A 19417-nucleotide genomic window follows, 5' to 3' on the forward strand; every position below is an offset into this window, starting at 1 on the left:
CATGGCCCTCGACGACCTGAAGGCCGCCCTCCCGGACTACGCCAAGGACCTCAAGCTCAACCTGGGCTCGGTCATCGGCAACTCCGACCTCCCCGCCCAGCAGCTCTGGGGCACCGTGCTGTCCTGCGCGATGGCCACCCGCAGCCCCGGCCTGCTGCGCGAGCTGGAGCCCGAGGCCAAGGCCAACCTCTCCCCGGAGGCGTACACCGCCGCCAAGGGCGCGGCCGCGATCATGGGGATGAACAACGTCTACTACCGGACGCTGCACCTGCTCTCCGACAAGGAGTACAGCACGATGCGGGCCGGTCTGCGGATGAACATCATCGGCACCCCGGGCGTCGAGAAGATCGACTTCGAGCTCTGGTGCTTCGCCGTGTCGGCCATCAACGGCTGCGGCCAGTGCCTCGACTCGCACGAGGCCGTCCTGCGCAAGGCCGGCGTCGAGCGCGAGGTCATCCAGGCCTCGATGAAGATCGCCGCCGTCCTGCAGGCCGTGGCCGGCGTCCTCGACTCCGAGGCCGCCCTCGCCGCCGTCAACGCCTGACGCACCCCGCACCACCTGACGGGCCCCTCCGCTAACCGGAGGGGCCCGTCGGCGTTTCCGGGGCCCCGGGGGGTCCAACTCGGCTACAGTGCAAGGCGATCCGTGCACGACATTCGGTCCGAGGGGGAACCGCAGTGTCCGAACACCCGGGCTTCCAGGTCGACACCGACCTGCTCCACCAGGCCGCCGGCAAGGCCGGTGAGACGGCCGCCCCGATCCCGGACCAGACCAAGGCCGTCCTCGACTCGTCCCACCGGACCGTCGCCGGACTGCGCGGACTCCGGTGCGGCACCGCGCTCGACGCCTGCACCGGCGCCTGGCACCAGCTCCTGAACGACCTCCACGCCACGATGAGCCGCCACGGCCAGCACCTCGAAACGGCCGCCCGCCGCTACGGGGGCACCGACCACCGGACCGCCGGCGGCTTCGTCCCGACAGCGGCGCAACAGCAGAACTTCGTCCAGCACTTCGGATAAGGGGCCGACGGCATGGACCTGGCGACGCTACGCGACACCGACTTCACCCTGCTCCACGGCACCGCCGACGCGTACGACAAACTGCGCGGCGACTTCGGACACCACCTGGAGAACTGGCGCACCGGCGTCGACCAGCGCATCGCCGCCGCCGGCTGGACCGGCCCCGCCGCCGACGCGGCGACCCCCTCCCTCCAGCTCACCACCGGCGAGTTGAAGGCGGCCCAGACCGAGATCGGACAGATCGGCAAGGTCCTCCGGGCCGGCGCCGACGCCCTCGTCCTCGCCCAGTCGGCACTGCGCAAGGCCCTGGAGGACGTGAAGAGCGCCGACATGTCGGTCAACGAACACGGCGCCGTCGCCTGGGAGGCCGCCTCCTCCGCCGACCAGCACGACCCCGACTACCAGAAGACCCGCGACCGCACCGCCAAGGCCCTCGCCGCCCGCATCACCACCGCCCTCACCGAGGCCGACACCGTCGACCAGGCCCTCGCCACCCGGCTCCAGCACTACACCACCCGCGCCCACGAGGGCACCGGCCTCGACCCGACCGCAGCCGACCAGGACCGCCTCGACCCGGCCCTGGCGCCGGTCAACCTGATGTTCGGCGCCGTTCCCCGCCCCGACGCGCCGCCGACCGAGGTCAACGCCTGGTGGAACAGCCTCCCCGCCGACCGACAGCAGTGGATCATCGCGGAGCACCCGGACCTCGTCGGCAACCGCGACGGGATCCCCGCCGTCGTCCGCGACAAGGCCAATCGGATCCTGCTGTACCGCTACATCGAGGAGTACGCACGGGACGGATCCCCGGCCACCGGGCACCGCTGGCAGAAGCTCGAAGGCTTCCGGAAGATCAGCGAGCGGCTGCTGAACTCCGCGGGACAGGATCCACCGGTGTTCCTGCTCGGCATCAGCGACCAGGGCCAGGGACGCGGCATCCTGTCGTTCGGCAACCCCGACACCGCCGACAACGTCACCTCACTGGTCGGCGGCCTGGGCACCGAACTCCAGCGCATCGGCGACGGCGACGCGAACCGGGCCAAAGCCGTGTACGAGGCCGCCAGGCGCGCCGACCCGACGCGGTCGACGGCGTCGATCGCCTGGCTGGGCTACGACGCCCCGCTCACCGCCCCGGAGACCCTCGACTTCAGCCGCGCCCAGAAGGGGGTCGACGCCTACCGCAAGTTCCTCGAAGGGCAACGAGTCACCCACCAGGGGCCACCGGCCCATGTCACCGCGCAGGGGCACAGCTTCGGCTCGGTCCTGGTCGGCATGGCCGCGAAGAGGCCCACCGGGCTGGCCGCCGACGACATCATCCTGGTCGGCAGCCCCGGTACGGACGCGGTCCACGCCTCGGACTTCTCGGTCGGCGCCGACCACACCTACGTCGGCGCCGCCCAATGGGACTACGTCTCGCAGGCCGGTTGGTACACCAGGGATCCGGCGCGGGCCGATTTCGGCGCCCAGCGCTTCGCGGTCGCGGACGGCTCGCCCAACGGCTCCGCGCACTCGTCCTACTGGGACGACCAGCCCGGCGAGGACCACACCTCGGTCGACAACATCGGCGAGATCGTCACCGGCCACGGTGACCGGATCACGAGGGAGGCCCCGCGCGGTGGCCGGCGGTAACCCGGTTCCACGGCCGCCCCGCCCCTCGCTCGCCGAGGCGGCCCTGCGGCAGCCGCCGCTCCTGACCCCGTCCAGTTCCCTGTGGGCGCCCCTGGCCTGGACTTCATGGATCGTGACCGCCGTCTTCGCCCTGGGGTGGCTGTTCCTCGCCGTGATCCAGAACTCGTACCGGTCCATGAACGAGGGCTGGTCCCAGGCCCAGGGCGACCGGCTGATCTACCTGCCGATGCTCGGACCGGCCGCCGCTGCCGTTCTGGTGCTGCTGGTCGTCCTGATAACCCCGGCCCGGCGCTGGGGGCTCAGGGCGACGGTGGCCCTGGCCGGCCTGGGAGCGGTCCTCGGGTGGCTGAGCGAACTGGCCGACTGGCTCTTCCTCACCGCCCGGTGATCTCCGCGCTCCTCCCCTAGTCCGCGGCCGCCGCCGGCTGAGCCGTCGCGGGTTGAGCTGCCGCCGGCTGGGCGGCCGCGGTGCGTTCGGCGGCTTCGCGGGCGGCTTCGAGGGCGGTGAAGACGGCCTGGCCGGCCTCGTTGCGGCGGCGCAGGTGGGCGACCACGGTGTTGGTGACGGCGATCAGCGGGACGGCGACCACCGCGCCGCCGATGCCGCCGATGATGCCGCCGGCCGCGACGCCGAGGACCACGCCGAGGGGGTGGACCCGGACGGCCCGGCCGAGGATGAGCGGCTGGAGGATGTGGCTCTCCACCTGCATCACCGCGATCAGCACGACCAGCACCATCAGCGCCGTCCACGGCCCCTGGGTGACCAGTGCGATCAGGACGGCGACGGTACCGGTGACCAGGGCGCCGACCAGTGGGACGAACGCGCCGAGGAAGATGATCACGGCCAGCGGCATGGCCAGCGGCACGCCGAGCAGGTCGATGCCGATGCCGATGCAGACGGCGTCGATGAAGGCCACGCAGACGGTGCCGCGCACGTACGCGGTGAGCGTCGTCCAGGCCTTCGGACCGGCCCCCGCCATCGCGAAGCGGGACTGCCGGGGCAGGCCGCGCAGCGCCCAGTTCCAGATCTTGGCACCGTCGTAGAGGAAGAAGAAGGTGGTGAAGAAGGTCATCAGCAGCGCGGTCAGGATCTCGACGGCGATCTGCGCGCCGGTGATCGAGGCCGAGGTGATCTGGTCGGTGTTGGTGGTGATGGCCTTGGTGATCTGGTTGGCGAAGTCGGTGATCTGCTGCTGGGTCAGGTGCAGCGGTCCGGTGATCATCCAGTCCCGCAGCTGGTTGACGCCGGTCTTCACCTGGTTGGTGACGTCGGGCAGGTTGGTGGACACCTGCCAGACCACGAACCAGCCGACCAGTCCGATCCCGGCGAGGCCGCTGAGGAACACCCCGCCGGCAGCGAGCGACCGCGGCACCCCGCGCCGGCGCAGCCAGGAGACCGAGGGCTCCAGCAGCGCGGTGATCAGCAGCGAGGCGAGCACCGAGAAGGCGACCAGCCGCAGCATGTCGACGACGTAGAAGAGGACGTAGAGCGCGGCGCCGAGCAGCAGCAGCCGCCAGGTCGACTCGGCGGCGACCCGCAGTCCCCAGGGCACCGCCTCGGCGGGGGTGGCGGGCCGGCCGGGGTGGTGCTCCCGGCCGAGTCCGGCGTGCGCGACGGGCGGCGCGACGGGCGCGGACGGCGCTGCGGGCGCGGCCGCCGCGGCAGCCGACGCCGGGTTCGCCGCCGCCTCGACGGGCGGGACCGAGGCCGGGACCACGATCGGTGCCGGTGCCGGCGCGGGGGCCGGATCGGCGCGCGGCACCGGCACCGGGCCGGGCGCCTCGCCGACGGCGGGTGCGGGGAGTTCGTGCGGGTCGGCCGCCATCGCGGCGCGCCGGCGCCGTTCGATCACGGCGGCCGCGCTCGCCACCACGGCCATGCCCTTGGCCACGGCCTTGAAGGCCTTTCCGCCCCGCGCCATCCTCGCTACCACCGCTTCCCTGCCGGACCCGCCGAGTGCGGCGGTACGCCGTGGGTCCCGCCACGGCCGTCGGGGATGACGCTACCCGGCGGGGACGGGGCGGGTGCGATCGCCAGGAGGTTCGATGCGATCGGTTCATTCCATGAACTTGGACAAAACACCAGATTGGTGATGTTTTCACCGGCAGGCTGATGGGGAGTAGTCCGAACGGGACCGAACGGTCACCGGGAAGGACCAACCGCCGGCGGACCGGCCGGCGCGGGGAGCAACCAGGACCCCTCCCCGCGCCCCGCGTCCGCACCCAGGACCGCACCGCCCGTGGGCGCGCCGGTCAGCGCAGCCCGGGCGGCGCGGCCCGCCCTTGTCCGGCAGTCACCCCACCCCGACGGTCCCCCTGGCCCGACGGCCCCCCGGTCCGCCCCCACCACCACGGCAGCCGCCGGAGAATGCCGCGGCCCCCGACCACTCGTCGAACGGGACGAGCGGCCGGGGGCCGTGTGGAGTGCGCCGCCCCGCGGGGCGGCGGGCCCTCCTAGTACCAGCTGTGGGCCTGCCAGAACGACCAGGCGCCGCAGGGGCTGCCGTAGCGGCTGTTCATGTAGCCGACGCCCCACTTGATCTGGGTGGCCGGGTTGGTGCGCCAGTCGGCGCCGGCCGAGGCCATCTTGGAGCCGGGCAGGGCCTGGACCAGACCGTAGGCTCCGGAGCCGCTGTTGGTCGCGGTGTAGTCCCAGCCGCTCTCGCGCTTCACGATCTGGCTGAAGCACTGGAACTGGGCGTCGTTGCCGACGATCTGCCGGGCCATGTCCTGGACGGAGCCGGGGCTGACCGAGACCGGCGGGGCACTGTTGTCCACCGCGGACATCGCCGAACGCGCCTTGGAGCGGTTGGCGGCGGCATCGGCGGCGGCGCGCTGGTCGGCGGCGGCCTTGGCGGCCTTGTCCGCGTCGGCCTTGGCCTGGGCGTCCGCGGCGGCCTTCTGGCGCGCGGCCTCCTCGGCGGCCTTCTGCTCGGCGGCAGCCTTGGCCGCGGCGTCGGCGGAAGCCTGCTGGGCGGACGCCTGCTGGCCGATGTTGTCACTGACGGCCTGCGCCTGGGAGCCGGAGGGGACTTCGGCAAGCAGGGTCGCACCGGCGATGTCGACCGTCTGCGTCGTCTTGCCCTCGCTGCCCGAGGCCATACCCACGACGGCACCGACTGCGGTGACGGCGGTGGCGGAGGCCACAGCAACTCCCCGGACCGAGATCCGAGTCACATGGATTCCTTCCAGCATCGCCCACGCGTGACCGTGCGGACGCAACATGCCCCTTGGCACGGACCTCCGCAGATGCTCTGGTCACGGGAGGTGCTGGCCCGGCGTCCGGTCGGGTTGAGGCGACCGGGCGTTGGAATCGGGCGGCGTACGGCTCATCGGTCTTCAATTGTGCGTCCACCGACCGGAGTTGGTGGACCTTCCGGGGCCGGACTCCCGGGGTCCGGAAGCCCTGCCGCGCCGTACGCGGGGCCTGACAGAACCCTCACCATGCCGCACCGGGCACTGTCGACGCAATTCCCGCCCGCGTGGCGCATGTCACATTCACCGTACGGGAGTTCCCCCGCACGGAAAGCACTCGATGTGATGAAAGGGGCGGGGCCCGCTCCGTCAGGAGCGGGCCCCGCACCGCGAGTTGACCCTATTGTCCTACTATGCCCGGATCAGGGGCGGTTCACGGGTTGATGTCCTCCAGCATCTCCGTGACCAGCGCCGCGATCGGCGACCGCTCCGAGCGGGTGAGGGTGATGTGGGCGAAGAGCGGATGACCCTTCAGCTTCTCCACCACCGCCACCACGCCGTCGTACCGGCCGACCCGGAGGTTGTCCCGCTGCGCCACGTCGTGGGTGAGCACCACCCGCGAACCCTGGCCGATCCGGGACAGCACCGTCAGCAGGACGTTGCGCTCCAGCGACTGGGCCTCGTCCACGATCACGAAGGCGTCGTGCAGCGAGCGGCCCCGGATGTGGGTCAGCGGCAGGACCTCCAGCATCCCGCGGGCGATGACCTCCTCGATCACGTCCGGAGTGGTCACCGCCGAGAGGGTGTCGAAGACCGCCTGGGCCCAAGGGCCCATCTTCTCCGCCTCGCTGCCGGGCAGGTAGCCGAGCTCCTGACCGCCGACCGCGTACAGCGGCCGGAAGACCATGACCTTGCGGTGCTGCCTCCGCTCCAGCACCGCCTCCAGCCCCGCGCACAGCGCCAGCGCCGACTTGCCGGTGCCGGCCCGGCCGCCCATCGACACGATGCCGATGTCCGGGTCGAGCAGCAGGTCCAGCGCCACCCGCTGCTCGGCGCTGCGACCGCGAAGCCCGAACGCCTCGCGCTCGCCGCGCACCAGCCGGACCCGACCGTCGCCGGTGACCCGGCCGAGCGCCCGGCCGCGCTCCGAGGTGAGCACCAGACCGGTGTGCACCGGCAGTTCCTCGACCCCCTCGACGTCCACCGCCGCGTCGTGGCCGGCCGCGAACAGCGCGTCGACCTGCTCGGCCGCGACGTGCAGTTCGGACATGCCCGTCCAGCCGGAGGTGATCGCGAGCTCGGCCCGGTACTCCTCGGCGAGCAGGCCCACCGAGCTGGCCTTGATCCGCAGCGGGAGGTCCTTGGAGACGACGGTGACGTCGTAACCCTCGGCCTGCAGGTTGCGGGCGACCGCCAGGATCCGGGTGTCGGCCTCGCCGCCGCCGGCCCGGTAGCCGGCCGGCAGTATCGACACGTCGGAGTGGTTGAGCTCGACCCTGATCGTCCCGCCCAGCTCGCCGACCGGGATCGGCTCGTCGAGCCGGCCGTGGCGGACGCGGTAGTCGTCGAGCAGGCGCAGCGCCTGGCGGGCGAAGTAGCCCAGCTCCGGATGGTGGCGCTTGGCCTCCAACTCGGTGACGACCACCACCGGGAGGACGACCTCGTGCTCCTCGAAGCGGGTCATGGCGAGAGGGTCCGCCAGGAGCACGCTGGTGTCGAGAACGTACGTGCGCCGGTCTGGTGTCCGGCGGCTCTTGGAACTGACCACTAGGCCTCCAGAGCGGATGACCCTGCGTCACCCGCGGCATGCCGGCCCCCGCTGCCCCGGTGGCCTCGGGACCGGACTGCCTGGAGTATTCCCAGGCGGGGAGCGGTGCATTCGCGTCCCCGGCGAACTGACGGATCATTGCCGGTGAACGTTTGGCCTCGCGCGGCGCCCGGGTACGCCAGGCCTACGGCGGTCATTCCGCCCGGAAGCCCGCCGGCTCCGCCCGGGACCGGCCGGGACCGGCAGGGCGGCGCCCCGGCGGGGAGGTGGGGCAGCACCCGGTTCGGCCCCGGAGGGCCCGGGCGGGGCCCGGCGGGCGCCGGGTCAGAGGCCCATCCGCCGGTGCCGCTGCTCGAAGGCGCGCAGCGCGCGCAGGAAGTCGACCTTGCGGAAGGCCGGCCAGTACGCCTCGCAGAAGTAGAACTCGCTGTGCGCGCTCTGCCAGAGCAGGAATCCGGACAGCCGCTGTTCGCCCGAGGTGCGGATGATCAGGTCCGGGTCGGGCTGGTTGGCGGTGTAGAGGTGCTCGGAGATGTGCTCGACGGTCAGGATCTCGGCCAGTTCCTCGATCGAGGTGCCGCGCCCGGCGTGTTCCTGGAGCAGCGAGCGGACGGCGTCGGCGATCTCGTGCCGACCGCCGTAGCCGACCGCGACGTTGACGGTGATGCCGTCGATCGCGGAGGTCTCCTCGGCGGCGCGCTTGAGCACGTCGGCGGTGTGCTGCGGAAGCAGGTCCAGCGCGCCGACCGGGTTGACCCGCCAGCGGCGGGCGGCGGCCAGGCCGGTGACGGCGTCCTCGATGATGCCGAGCAGCGGGACGAGTTCGTCGGCCGGGCGGTCCAGGTTGTCGGTGGAGAGCATCCACAGGGTGACGACCTTGACGTGGGTCTCGTCGCACCAGCCGAGGAACTCGCTGATCTTGTCGGCGCCGCGCTGGTGGCCGTACACGGTGGAGCCGCCGGCGGCCTTGGCCCAGCGGCGGTTGCCGTCGAGGATCACGCCGATGTGGTGGGGGGTGCGGCCGAGGTGGACCTCGACCCGGCGACCGTACAGCCGGTACATCCCGCCCAGCAGGGTGCGCAGCCCCGGCGTCCGTTCGGCGACATCGCGCAGACCCATGGTTTCCCGGCCCCTCCGTACTCGTTCGGGCCGGTTCGTCCCCGGCCCCGGCGCAGCCTACTCCGGCGCGCAGGCGCGCGGTAAAGCCGCAGGTAGCGGTCTGGTCACGGTCCTGTACGAAGTCTGTCGCGGCGGGCGTGTCCGGGCCCGCGGGGTGGGTGCGGCGGGGCCCGCGGGGCGGTGCGGCCGTCGTGGACACGGAACGGTCTCCGAATCCTTAAGGGAGCCGTAAACCGGTTGTCGCGTCCTTGACGTCCGGCAATGGTCTAGTCCAGCTTTTGACCCGAGGCGGAACGAAACAACCCCGCCTCCAGGAGTCACCTGCGGACCTCCCCTCCCCCACACGCGGCCGCCGCGCCCCCCACCGCGGCGGCCGCTCCTTCCCCAGGAGCGTCACCCATGGCCCGTACGCCGAACCAGCCCGCGCACCGGCGCCGGCGCAGCCCCCTCCCGGCCCTCGCGGCCGGCGCCACCGCCCTCGCCCTGGCGGGCGGCGGCCTCGCCCTCTTCGCCGGCGGCGCCAGTGCGGCCGACGGCAACCTGGTCACCGACGGCGGTTTCGAGAGCGGACTCGGCGGCTGGACCTGCACCGGCGGCGCGACCGCGGTGTCCTCGCCGGTGCACTCCGGCAGCGGTGCGCTGCAGGCCACCCCGGGCGCGGGCGACACCGCCGAGTGCGTCCAGACCATCAGCGTGCTGCCCAACACCAGCTACACCCTCAGCGCCTGGGTGCAGGGCCCGTACGTCTACCTCGGGGCGCGCGGCACCGGCGGCACCGACCCGTCCGCCTGGTCGAACCAGAACAGCTGGAACCAGCTCTCCAGCACCTTCACCACCGGGGCGAACGCCACCAGCGTCACGGTCTACCTGCACGGCTGGTACGGACAGGGCGCCTACCTCGCCGACGACGTCGCGCTGGTCGGCCCGGGCGGCACCGCCACCCCCTCGCCGACGGCCACCCCCAGCAGGACGCCGACCCCGACGCCGACCGCCACCGCCTCCCCGACCGGTACGGCGACGCCCACCCAGACCCCCACCGCGACGCCGACCCCCACGGCCACCCCGACCGCGACCCCGACCGCCACCACCCCGCCGACCACCGGCCTGCCGGCGCACGCGCTCACCGGCTACTGGCAGAACTTCGACAACGGCTCCACCCCGCAGCGCCTGAGCGACGTCCAGAACGCGTACGACATCATCGCGGTCTCCTTCGCCGACGCCGTGCCGACCCGGACCGGCGCGATCAGCTTCACCCTGGACCCGGGCCTGTCCAAGGCGCTCGGCGGCTACACCGACGCCCAGTTCCGCGCCGACATCAAGGCCAAGCAGGCGGCCGGCAAGAAGGTCGTCCTCTCCATCGGCGGCCAGAACGGCGCGATCACCGTCGGCGACGCCACCGCCGGGGCGAACTTCGCCGACAGCGCCTCCGCGATCATCAAGGACTACGGCTTCGACGGCGTCGACGTCGACCTGGAGAACGGCGTCCAGGCCGGACCGCTGGGCGACGCGCTGCACGCCCTGCAGGCCAAGGTCGGACCCGGCTTCGTGCTGACCATGGCCCCCGAGACCATCGGGATGTACAGCACCGCCGGCGCCTACTTCCAGCTGGCGCTGAACACCAAGGACATCCTGACCGTCGTCAACACCCAGTTCTACAACTCGGGCGGCATGAACGGCTGCGACGGCAAGGTCTACAACCAGGGCACGATCGACTTCATCACCTCGCAGGTCTGCACCCACATCCAGGGCGGTCTGCGGCCCGACCAGGTGGGCATCGGGGTCCCCGCCTCCGGCAAGGCGGCGGGCGGCGGCTACGTCGACCCGTCGGTGGTGAACAACGCGCTCAACTGCCTGGCCACCGGCAACAACTGCGGCAGCTTCGTGCCGCCGGCCAAGTGGCCCACCATCCGGGGCGCGATGACCTGGTCCACCAACTGGGACGCCAACAACGGCAACGCCTTCTCGAACGCGGTCGGCCCGTTCGTCCACAAGATGCCCTGAGGGCTGTCCGCCGAGCCGCAACTCCCCTCGGCGCGCAGCTCCTTGAGGGTGGGGCCGGCGCGCCGACGGCGGGGCCCGCCGTACCGGTTCCGGTACGGCGGGCCCCTTCCGTACTACCGGGCCAGCACCGCGGTGAGCGCGCCCAGCAGCAGGAAGGGGCCGACCGGGACTTCGAGGCCGCGCCACGGGCGGCGGCGGACCAGCAGGGCGGCGACCCGCAGGGTGCCCCACAGCCCGGCGAGCAGCACCGCGGCGACCAGCCCGCCGATCGCCACCCGCCAGCCGTACCAGCCGAGCAGCCCGCCCAGGGCGAGCCCGAGCGGTGAATCGCCCGGGCCCAACGCGCCGATCTGGACGGCGACTTCGAGCAGCGCCCCGACGGCCAGCGCGACCAGCAGGCAGCGCAGCAGCACCCCGGGGCGCCCCTCGGCCAGCGCCGCCACCGCCAGCAGTGCGGCCACCCCGGCCAGCAGCGGCCCGGTCAGCCGGTAGGGCAGTCGGCGCACCCGGGCGTCCGTGAAGCCGAGGGCCACCCCGAGCCCGCCCGCCCAGGCCAGCGCCGCCGTCTGCGGCCCGTCCGCCGCGTACGCCACCGCGACCGCGACCACCGCCGCGACCGCCTCGACCGCTCCCGCCCCGGGGCCGAGCCGGCCGCGGCAGCCCGGGCAGCGCCCGGTCGGCGGCAGTGCGGCCCCCACCGCGCGGCCGCACAACGGGCAGGCCCCGCACCAGGGTTCGCCCTCGGGCACGGCGAAGCGGGCGACCAGCGCACGCAGCAGCGGAGCCACCAGGAGTCCGACCAGCACCGCCCCGGCCACGACCACCACCACCGGCACTCCCCTCCTCGTCGACGCACCGGGCCCCATCTTCCCGTCCGGAGCGGGCTGTCGGTGTGCCGTCCGTCTCGTTCCGCACCGGAATCCGTTCGGGATCCGGATGGCGCTCCTCGCATACATGAGCATTCCGGACATCGAGCCATCGGTTTGAAAGGCCGCCCGAGGCCACCGCCTGCCGATCCAAGGGGGCCCTTCCGGGCCTCGCGAGCCGTGCCCCCGAACGCCCCGCCCGGGGCCCCGGCGAGCCCCTAAAGTAGGCAGGCATGCAGGTCATCCAGTCCAGCAAGCTCGCCAACGTCTGCTACGACATCCGCGGCCCGGTGCTCGACGAGGCGATGCGGCTGGAGGAACAGGGCCACCGCATCCTCAAGCTCAACACCGGCAACCCCGCCACCTTCGGCTTCGAGGCACCCCCGGAGATCCTCCAGGACATCCTGCGCAACCTCGCGAACGCGCACGGGTACGGCGACTCCAAGGGCCTGCTCTCGGCCCGCCGCGCCGTGGTCATGCACTACGAGGAGCGCGGGCTGCACGGGCTCTCCGTCGACGACGTCTTCCTCGGCAACGGCGTCTCCGAGCTGATCCAGCTCGCCATGACCGCGCTGCTGGACGACGGCGACGAGGTACTCGTCCCGGCTCCGGACTACCCGCTGTGGACCGCCTCGGTCTCGCTCGCCGGCGGCACCGCGGTGCACTACCGCTGCGACGAGCAGTCCGAGTGGTACCCGGACCTCGCCGACATCGAGTCCAGGGTCACCGACCGGACCAGGGCCATCGTGGTGATCAACCCGAACAACCCGACCGGCGCGGTCTACCCGCGCGAGGTGCTGGAGGGCATCGCCGAGATCGCCCGCCGGCACCAGCTGGTGGTCTACGCGGACGAGATCTACGACAAGATCCTCTACGACGACGCCGAGCACGTCCCACTGGCCACCCTGGCCCCGGACCTCTTCTGCGTCACCTTCAACGGACTGTCCAAGGCGTACCGGGTGGCCGGCTTCCGCTCCGGCTGGATGGTGCTCTCCGGCGACCGCCAGCGCGCCCACAGCTACGTCGAGGGCCTGACCGTGCTCGCCTCGATGCGGCTGTGCGCCAACATGCCCGCCCAGCACGCGGTGGCCGCCGCGCTCGGCGGACGGCAGTCGATCAAGGACCTGGTGCTGCCCGGCGGCCGGCTGCTCGCCTCCCGCGACGCCGCGTACGAGCTGCTCAACGCGATCCCCGGGGTGAGCTGCGTCAAGCCCAAGGGCGCGCTGTACGCCTTCCCCCGGCTGGACCCCAAGGTCTACAAGATCAAGGACGACGCCCAGATGGTGCTGGACCTGCTGCGCTCCGAGCGCATCCTGCTGGTCCAGGGCACCGGCTTCAACTGGCCCGAGCCGGACCACTTCCGGCTGGTCACGCTGCCCCGGCCGGAGGAGATCACCGACGCGGTGACCAGGATCGGCGAGTTCCTCAGCGGCTACGCCCAGCCGTAGGGGCCACGCCCGGCCGTAGCGGCCGCACCAGGCCGGAGGGGCCACGCCCACCCGTAGCGGCCGCACCCGGCCGGAGGACCCGGTGGAGCGGAAAACACTACGGCCGGAGTCCCGGCCCGGGCGGTCTCCTTGGTCGGGGAAAGACCACCCGGCGGAACTCCGGCCGTCCCATCGCTCGGCCGGCGCGCGGTTCGTGCCGCGCGCCGGCCTCTCGCTCGACTGAGACTGAGGCTAAGGCTCAGGCTCAGGCTCAGGCTCAGCCGAGGCGCGCGACCAGGCTCCGGTACTCGTCCCACAGCTCCTTCGGGGTGTGGTCGCCGAACAGCTCCAGGTGGGCCGGCACCAGCGCGGCCTCCTGGCGCCAGATGTCGGCGTCCACGGTGAAGAGCAGGTCGAGGTCCTCCTCGGACAGCTTCAGGTCACCCAGGTCGAAGCCGTCGACCTTCGGCAGCACGCCGATCGGGGTCTCGACCCCCTCGGCGGTGCCCTCCAGGCGCTCGACGATCCACTTGAGCACGCGGCTGTTCTCGCCGTAGCCGGGCCAGACGAACTTGCCCTCGGCGTTCTTGCGGAACCAGTTGACGTAGTAGATCTTCGGCAGCTTGGCGGCGTCCGCCTGGGCGCCGACCTTCAGCCAGTGGGCGAAGTAGTCGCCCATGTTGTAGCCGCAGAACGGCAGCATCGCGAACGGGTCGCGGCGCAGCTCGCCGACGGTGCCCTCGGCCGCGGCGGTCTTCTCGGAGGCGATGTTGGCCCCCAGGAAGACGCCGTGCTGCCAGTCGAAGGACTCGGTCACCAGCGGGACGGCGGTGGCCCGGCGACCGCCGAACAGGATCGCCGAGATCGGCACGCCCGCCTGGTCCTCCCACTCCGGGGCGATGGTCGGGCACTGCGCGGCCGGGACGGCGAAGCGGGCGTTCGGGTGGGCGGCCGGGGTGCCGGACTCAGGGGTCCAGTCGTTGCCGCGCCAGTCGATGAGGTGCGCCGGGGGCTCCTCGGTGAGGCCCTCCCACCACACGTCGCCGTCGTCGGTGAGGGCGACGTTGGTGAAGACGGTGTTGCCCCAGAGGGTGTCGATGGCGTTGGCGTTGGTGTCCACGCCGGTGCCGGGGGCGACGCCGAAGAAGCCCGCCTCGGGGTTGATCGCGTAGAGGCGGCCGTCCTCCTTGTTGAACCGCATCCAAGCGATGTCGTCGCCGATGGTCTCGACCTTCCAGCCCGGGATGGTCGGCTGGAGCATGGCCAGGTTGGTCTTGCCGCAGGCCGACGGGAAGGCCGCCGCGACGTACTTGACCTCGCCGGACGGCGGGGTGAGCTTCAGGATCAGCATGTGCTCGGCCAGCCAGCCCTCGTCGCGGGCCATGGTCGAGGCGATGCGCAGCGCGTAGCACTTCTTGCCGAGCAGCGCGTTGCCGCCGTAGCCGGAGCCGAAGGACCAGATCTCCTTGGTCTCCGGGAAGTGCGAGATGTACTTGGTGCTGTTGCACGGCCACGGGACGTCCGCCTCACCCGCGGCCAGCGGGGCGCCGACGGTGTGGACGGCCTTGACGAAGTCCCCGTCCTCGCCGAGCTGGTCGAGCACGGCCTGGCCCATGCGGGTCATCACGCGCATCGACACCGCGACGTAGGCGGAGTCGGTGATCTCGACGCCGTACGCGGCCAGCGGGGAGCCGACCGGGCCCATCGAGAAGGGCACGACGTACATCGTGCGGCCCTTCATCGCGCCACGGAACAGGCCCTGCTCGCCCTGGAAGACGGCCCGCATCTCGGCGGGGGCCTTCCAGTGGTTGGTCGGTCCGGCGTCCTTCTCCTGCTCGGAGCAGATGAAGGTGCGGTCCTCTACGCGCGCCACGTCCGAAGGGTCCGAGGCGGCGTAGTAGGAGTTGGGGCGCTTCTCCTCGTTCAGCTTCTTGAAGGTGCCCTGCGCCACCAGCAGGTCCGCGAGGCGCTGGTACTCCTCGTCGGAACCGTCGCACCACTCGATGCGGTCCGGCTGGGTGAGCTCGGCGATCTCGCTCACCCAAGCGAGCAGCTGCTTGTGGCGGGTGGGCGCGGATGCGCTGAGAGCAGAGATCTCGTACGACACGATCGCTCCGTTTCACGCCGTCTCGGCGAGGAGACGGCGTTGCGGGGGTCTGAGGGTGCTTGCAGCGTAGCTCCGGGTTCTGGGCCTCAACGCGGCACTCCGGCGAAATTGACGCATCTTTTACTACAGTAAGTATGATTACCGGCCAGTAGTCGGCCATGAACCTCCGGGACGGAGTGCGCGGCGCCACACTCCAATTGCTCCAAAACGTCCAAGAGTGATGAGCGCCACTTCATTACGCATCAGTAACCTACGGTTCCGTAGGTAGCGGGTAACATGCTGCACATGACTGCTGCTGCGCTCGCGGAGAGCACTGGGGAGGATCCGGCCGAGGGCCGGGAGGGCAAGCCGAAGTGGCGCGGCTGGCTGCACGCCGGGATGTTCCCCGCCACCGTCGCCGCCGGGATCGTGCTGATCTGCCTGGCCGACTCCACACCGGCCAAGATCGCCTGCGCGATCTACTCGATCAGCGCCTGGCTGCTCTTCGGGGTCAGCGCGGTGTACCACCGCTTCGACTGGGGCCCGCGCGGGGACGCCGTGCTCCGGCGGCTGGACCACGCGAACATCTTCCTGATCATCGCGGGCACCTACACCCCGTTCACCATGCTGCTGCTCAAGGGCGCCGACCAGCAGATACTGCTCTGGGTCGCCTGGGGCGGTGCGCTTGCCGGGATAGCCTTCCGGGTGTTCTGGGTCGGCGCGCCGCGCTGGCTGTACACCCCCGTGTACATCGCGCTGGGCTGGGCCGCCGCCTTCTTCCTGCCGGACTTCCTGCGCGCCGGCGGGGTCGCCGTGCTGGTGCTGATGATCGTCGGTGGGGTGCTCTACAGCATCGGCGGCGTGGTGTACGGGCTCAAGCGGCCCAACCCCTCACCGCGCTGGTTCGGCTTCCACGAGGTGTTCCACGCCTTCACCCTCGGCGCCTTCATCGTGCAGTACGTCGGCGTCTCACTGGTGGCGTACAGCGTGGCCGGCTGAACCCGGCGCCCCCCGACGGGCGGTCGTCCGGTCCGCGGACCGGGTGGCCGCCCGTTCGGCCGTCCAGGGCCGCTCGTACCCGGCCCGACCCTGCGGGCGGCGCGGGTACGACGGGTGCTCGGCACCGTCCGGCGCCGACTGCGGCGGCTGCGGGGAGCTCGGGGACTGCGGGGAACCCGGGGAGTGCGGGTGCACCGCCTCCGCCGACTCCAGCGGCTCCGGCAGCTCCGACTCGACCTCCGGGCGCACCGCCCAGGCGGCCGACACCATCCGCCCCCGTGCCTGCCGGGCGTCCAGCGCCTCGCGCGCCCGGCGGCAGCGCTCGCAGTGGGCGGCGTCCGGGATGCCGCGCCGGGGCCGGTGACCGGCCGGGGAGGCCTGCCGGTGCATCGCCCGCCAGCGCCGGCCGACGTACCCCATCAGCAGCAGCGTCTCGACCCCGGCGACCACGAGGACCAGCGGCGGGCCCTTGATCAGATAGGCCGCGACCACGGCCAGCGCGGCACCCACCACCACGACCGCGCCCCACGTCCGGGCACTCGCCCGGCTGTCGTCACTGTCCGCCACTTCGGCTCCCCTTTCCCGCCTTTCCCGGCGCCGGGCTCGTGGTCGGCTCCTGCCGCCCCACCCCTTCTCCGCTCTCGGCACGCGTCCGGCCAGCACTGACCGATTGCCACATGGTATCTACCGACAGTCACCCGGCACTGCCCCGGGGCGGCGAACGACAGATCAACGTTGCGTCAATTCCTTGTGCGGAAGCGGCACTTCCAGGACACATTGCACAGAGTGATCGAATGGCCACCCTACTTTCACATTGACGGTCGCCACCTTTTGAGAGTTACTCTCATTTGAGAGAGACTCCCTCAGAGGGCCTGGAGGCTGCCGTGTCCACCGCACCGCCCGTACCGCCCGTACCGCCCGTACCGCCCGCATCGTCCGCGTCGCCCGCCCCGCCCACTCACGCCGCCGGGGTCGCGGACCCGCGCCGGTGGCTCGCCCTGGTCGCCGTCGCCCTGAGCGTCCTGGTGATCAGCTTCGACATGACGATCCTCAACGTCGCCCTGCCCACCCTGGCCTCGCAGTTGCAGGCCACCACCGGCCAGCAGCAGTGGATCGTCGACGCCTACACCGTGGTCTTCGCCGCCGTGATGCTCCCAGCCGGCCTGCTCGGCGACCGCTACGGGCGCCGCCGCACCCTCACCACCGGCCTCGCCCTGTTCGGACTCGCCTCCGCCATCGGGATGCTCACCGACTCCCCCGGCACCCTGATCGCCGCCCGCGCCGCGATGGGCCTGGCCGCCGCGCTCGTCATGCCGATGTCGCTCGCGGTCATCTCCGGGATCTTCCCAGTTGGCGAGCGGCGCAAGGCCACCGCGATCCTCACTGCCGCGATCGCCGGCGGCGCCCCGCTCGGGCCGCTCATCGGGGGCCTCCTGCTCCAGCACTTCTGGTGGGGCTCGGTCTTCGCGGTCAACATCCCGCTGACCGTGATCGGCGTCGTCGCCTGCGTCCTGCTGCTGCCCGAGACCCGCAACCCCGCCGCACCCCGGATGGACCTGACCGGCACCGCGCTCGCCGCCACCGGCCTCGGCGCGCTCACCTACGGCATCATCGAGGGCTCCGACCGCGGCTGGTCCGACCCCCTGGTCCTCACCACCCTGATCGGCTCGCTGCTGCTGCTCACCGCCCTGGTCCTGCGCAGCCGCCGCCAACGCGAGCCGATGCTCGACCTCGCCCTGCTGGCCGACCCCGCCTTCCGTTGGTCCTCCGCCGCCGCCACCCTGATCTCGCTCGTCCTGTTCGGCGCCTTCTTCGTCCTGCCGCTCTACTTCCAGAGCGTGCTCGGCACCGACGCCCTCGGCTCCGGGCTGCGACTGATGCCGATGATGCTCGGCCTGCTGATCGCCGCCAAGCTCAGCGAACGGCTGGTCGAGCGGCTCGGCACCCGCGCCGTCATCACCCTCGGCCTGGCCCTGCTCGCCGCCGCCCTGCTTTTCGGCAGCCGAACCGCCGTCTCGGACGGGTACGGGCGGGCCGCGACCTGGCTCACCGTCCTCGGCCTTGGCATGGGCCTCGCCCTGATCACCGCCCAGGCCTCCGCCCTGATCACCCTGCCGCCCGCTCGGGCCGGCATCGGCTCCGGACTGCTCCAGACCCTGCGGCAGGTCGGCGGCGCGATCGGAATCGCCGCCTTCGGCAGCCTGGCCGCCGGGGCGTACCGCGGCGCGCTGGACACCGGCGGGCTGTCCGCGGAGGCCGCGCACCGGGCCGGGAAGTCGGTGGTCGCCGCCGAGGCGGTCGCCCGGGAGACCGGACGGCCCGCGCTCGGCGCCGCCGCCCACGCGGCGTACGTGCACGGCATGGGGGTGGTGCTGCTGGTCGCCGGGCTGGTCGCGGTGCTCTCGGCGGTGCTGGTCGCGGCCCGGATGCCGGGCGGCGCCACGGCCGACGACAACCCCGCGCCCACGACCGACGGTCCCGCGCCCACCGGCGCCGCGGCGGAGCAGCCCGGGACCACCGCCACCGGGGACCACGGATAATCGGGTCCATGAACACCTCGCAGCCGACCGCGGCCCTCCCGGGCGCCCCGGCCAACCCGGTCCAGGCCCTGTTGGAAGCGCCGCTGTCGCTGCGCGAGCGCAAGAAGCTGAAGACCCGGCAGACCGTGCGCCGCGAGGCGTACCGGCTGTTCTCCGCACAGGGCTACGAGAACACCACGGTGGAGCAGATCGCCGCCGCTGCCGAGATCTCCCCCTCCACCTTCTTCCGCTACTTCGCCACCAAGGACGACCTGGTCCTCACCGACGAGTACGACCCGGTGATCATCGACGCCCTGCTGGAGCGCCCCGCCGACGAGCCCTTCCTGCAGTCCTGCCGGACCGTGCTGATCGGGCTGATCCACGACCTGCTCGAACACGACCGGCAGGAGATGGTCACCCGGATGCGACTGGTCACCGAGGTCCCCGCGCTGCGCGCCGGGCTCTCCCGCAGCGGCAGCAGCCCCCAGGAGCTCTTCCTCACCGTGCTGACCCGGCGGGCCGGCGTCGAGGAACCGACCTACGACATGCGGGTCACCTCCGCCGCCCTCGGCGCGGCCACCACCGAGGCGGTGCTGCGCTGGGCGGCGGGCAACGGGCGGGAGGACATCGCGGAACTGGTCGACCACACCTACGCGCTGCTGGAGAGCGGCTTCGCCGGGGTGTGAGCGGCGGACGCGTCGACGGGGCCCGGCTCGACGAGCCGGGCCCCGTCCGGGGTCAGCGGGTGATTCCCACCGTCAGCGGGTGCTCCGCGTCAGCGGGTGCTCCGC

16 protein-coding genes are annotated in these 19417 nt (G+C 72.3%); 9 read left to right on the plus strand and 7 right to left on the minus strand.

Annotation, left to right across the window (positions count from 1 at the left end; all coding sequences use genetic code 11):
• The first annotated feature begins 1 nt into the window (after position 1).
• The 4 genes from ACFWIS_RS06705 (at position 2) to ACFWIS_RS06720 (ending at position 3034) form a co-directional block, all read left to right on the plus strand.
• On the plus strand, positions 2–544 hold the full coding sequence (locus ACFWIS_RS06705; RefSeq protein WP_380453855.1) for an alkyl hydroperoxide reductase: 543 nt from the start codon (positions 2–4) through the stop codon (positions 542–544).
• 134 nt (positions 545–678) lie between these two features.
• Positions 679–1020, plus strand: coding sequence for a type VII secretion target (locus ACFWIS_RS06710; protein ID WP_380453853.1), 342 nt, complete (start codon positions 679–681; stop codon positions 1018–1020).
• A 12-nt stretch (positions 1021–1032) separates the two neighbouring features.
• The gene (locus ACFWIS_RS06715) at positions 1033–2646 is read left to right on the plus strand and encodes an alpha/beta hydrolase (protein WP_380453851.1); all 1614 of its coding nucleotides are present in this window, start codon (positions 1033–1035) and stop codon (positions 2644–2646) included.
• Between the two features lie 112 nt (positions 2647–2758).
• Positions 2759–3034, plus strand: coding sequence for a hypothetical protein (locus ACFWIS_RS06720; RefSeq protein WP_380453849.1), 276 nt, complete (start codon positions 2759–2761; stop codon positions 3032–3034).
• A gap of 16 nt (positions 3035–3050) precedes the next feature.
• Here the strand turns inward: ACFWIS_RS06720 and ACFWIS_RS06725 are convergent, their stop codons facing one another.
• From ACFWIS_RS06725 to ACFWIS_RS06740, 4 genes are all read right to left on the minus strand, one after another.
• Positions 3051–4568: an AI-2E family transporter gene (locus ACFWIS_RS06725; RefSeq protein WP_380453847.1), complete on the minus strand. Its 1518-nt coding sequence runs from the start codon at positions 4566–4568 to the stop codon at positions 3051–3053.
• 532 nt (positions 4569–5100) lie between these two features.
• The gene (locus tag ACFWIS_RS06730; protein WP_380523498.1) at positions 5101–5841 is read right to left on the minus strand and encodes a transglycosylase SLT domain-containing protein; all 741 of its coding nucleotides are present in this window, start codon (positions 5839–5841) and stop codon (positions 5101–5103) included.
• Between the two features lie 433 nt (positions 5842–6274).
• The gene (locus tag ACFWIS_RS06735) at positions 6275–7609 is read right to left on the minus strand and encodes a PhoH family protein (RefSeq protein ID WP_380453843.1); all 1335 of its coding nucleotides are present in this window, start codon (positions 7607–7609) and stop codon (positions 6275–6277) included.
• 324 nt (positions 7610–7933) lie between these two features.
• On the minus strand, positions 7934–8728 hold the full coding sequence (locus tag ACFWIS_RS06740; RefSeq protein ID WP_380453841.1) for an isoprenyl transferase: 795 nt from the start codon (positions 8726–8728) through the stop codon (positions 7934–7936).
• A 399-nt stretch (positions 8729–9127) separates the two neighbouring features.
• Here ACFWIS_RS06740 and ACFWIS_RS06745 point away from each other — a divergent pair, with 399 nt between their 5' ends.
• On the plus strand, positions 9128–10729 hold the full coding sequence (locus ACFWIS_RS06745) for a chitinase (protein ID WP_380453839.1): 1602 nt from the start codon (positions 9128–9130) through the stop codon (positions 10727–10729).
• Positions 10730–10842: 113 nt separating this feature from the next.
• On the opposite strand, the gene ACFWIS_RS06750 is transcribed toward ACFWIS_RS06745, so the two are convergent.
• Positions 10843–11559: a prepilin peptidase gene (locus tag ACFWIS_RS06750; RefSeq protein WP_380453837.1), complete on the minus strand. Its 717-nt coding sequence runs from the start codon at positions 11557–11559 to the stop codon at positions 10843–10845.
• A 269-nt stretch (positions 11560–11828) separates the two neighbouring features.
• On the opposite strand from ACFWIS_RS06750, the gene ACFWIS_RS06755 reads away from it, so the two are divergent.
• Positions 11829–13043, plus strand: coding sequence for a pyridoxal phosphate-dependent aminotransferase (locus tag ACFWIS_RS06755; protein ID WP_380453835.1), 1215 nt, complete (start codon positions 11829–11831; stop codon positions 13041–13043).
• Positions 13044–13299: 256 nt separating this feature from the next.
• On the opposite strand, the gene ACFWIS_RS06760 is transcribed toward ACFWIS_RS06755, so the two are convergent.
• Positions 13300–15129, minus strand: a complete 1830-nt coding sequence (locus tag ACFWIS_RS06760; protein WP_380453833.1) for a phosphoenolpyruvate carboxykinase (GTP) — start codon at positions 15127–15129, stop codon at positions 13300–13302.
• A 285-nt stretch (positions 15130–15414) separates the two neighbouring features.
• Here ACFWIS_RS06760 and ACFWIS_RS06765 point away from each other — a divergent pair, with 285 nt between their 5' ends.
• Positions 15415–16107, plus strand: a complete 693-nt coding sequence (locus ACFWIS_RS06765; protein WP_380453831.1) for a hemolysin III family protein — start codon at positions 15415–15417, stop codon at positions 16105–16107.
• On the opposite strand, the gene ACFWIS_RS06770 is transcribed toward ACFWIS_RS06765, so the two are convergent.
• Positions 16078–16674 carry a hypothetical protein gene (locus ACFWIS_RS06770; protein WP_380453829.1) on the minus strand — a complete coding sequence of 199 codons (597 nt, stop codon included), beginning with the start codon at positions 16672–16674 and terminating at the stop codon, positions 16078–16080. The genes ACFWIS_RS06765 and ACFWIS_RS06770 overlap by 30 nt on opposite strands.
• 317 nt (positions 16675–16991) lie before the next feature.
• Here ACFWIS_RS06770 and ACFWIS_RS06775 point away from each other — a divergent pair, with 317 nt between their 5' ends.
• The gene (locus tag ACFWIS_RS06775) at positions 16992–18647 is read left to right on the plus strand and encodes an MFS transporter (RefSeq protein WP_380453827.1); all 1656 of its coding nucleotides are present in this window, start codon (positions 16992–16994) and stop codon (positions 18645–18647) included.
• Positions 18648–18655: 8 nt separating this feature from the next.
• Positions 18656–19312 (plus strand): TetR family transcriptional regulator, encoded by a 657-nt coding sequence (locus ACFWIS_RS06780; protein WP_380453825.1) that lies wholly within the window; start codon positions 18656–18658, stop codon positions 19310–19312.
• The last annotated feature ends 105 nt before the right edge of the window (positions 19313–19417 follow it).

Source organism: Kitasatospora sp. NPDC127060, from assembly GCF_042724935.1.
In the GTDB taxonomy this organism is placed as follows: domain Bacteria; phylum Actinomycetota; class Actinomycetes; order Streptomycetales; family Streptomycetaceae; genus Kitasatospora.

Excerpts from the sequence above, each read along its gene's own strand:
- ACFWIS_RS06780 (WP_380453825.1), top strand. The coding sequence starts at position 18,656 with ATGAACACCTCGCAGCCGACCGCGGCCCTCCCGGGCGCCCCGGCCAAC.
- ACFWIS_RS06705 (WP_380453855.1), top strand. The coding sequence starts at position 2 with ATGGCCCTCGACGACCTGAAGGCCGCCCTCCCGGACTACGCCAAGGAC.
- ACFWIS_RS06740 (WP_380453841.1), bottom strand. The coding sequence starts at position 8,728 with ATGGGTCTGCGCGATGTCGCCGAACGGACGCCGGGGCTGCGCACCCTG.
- ACFWIS_RS06725 (WP_380453847.1), bottom strand. The coding sequence starts at position 4,568 with ATGGCGCGGGGCGGAAAGGCCTTCAAGGCCGTGGCCAAGGGCATGGCC.
- ACFWIS_RS06755 (WP_380453835.1), top strand. The coding sequence starts at position 11,829 with ATGCAGGTCATCCAGTCCAGCAAGCTCGCCAACGTCTGCTACGACATC.
- ACFWIS_RS06730 (WP_380523498.1), bottom strand. The coding sequence starts at position 5,841 with ATGCTGGAAGGAATCCATGTGACTCGGATCTCGGTCCGGGGAGTTGCT.
- ACFWIS_RS06745 (WP_380453839.1), top strand. The coding sequence starts at position 9,128 with ATGGCCCGTACGCCGAACCAGCCCGCGCACCGGCGCCGGCGCAGCCCC.
- ACFWIS_RS06765 (WP_380453831.1), top strand. The coding sequence starts at position 15,415 with ATGACTGCTGCTGCGCTCGCGGAGAGCACTGGGGAGGATCCGGCCGAG.
- ACFWIS_RS06715 (WP_380453851.1), top strand. The coding sequence starts at position 1,033 with ATGGACCTGGCGACGCTACGCGACACCGACTTCACCCTGCTCCACGGC.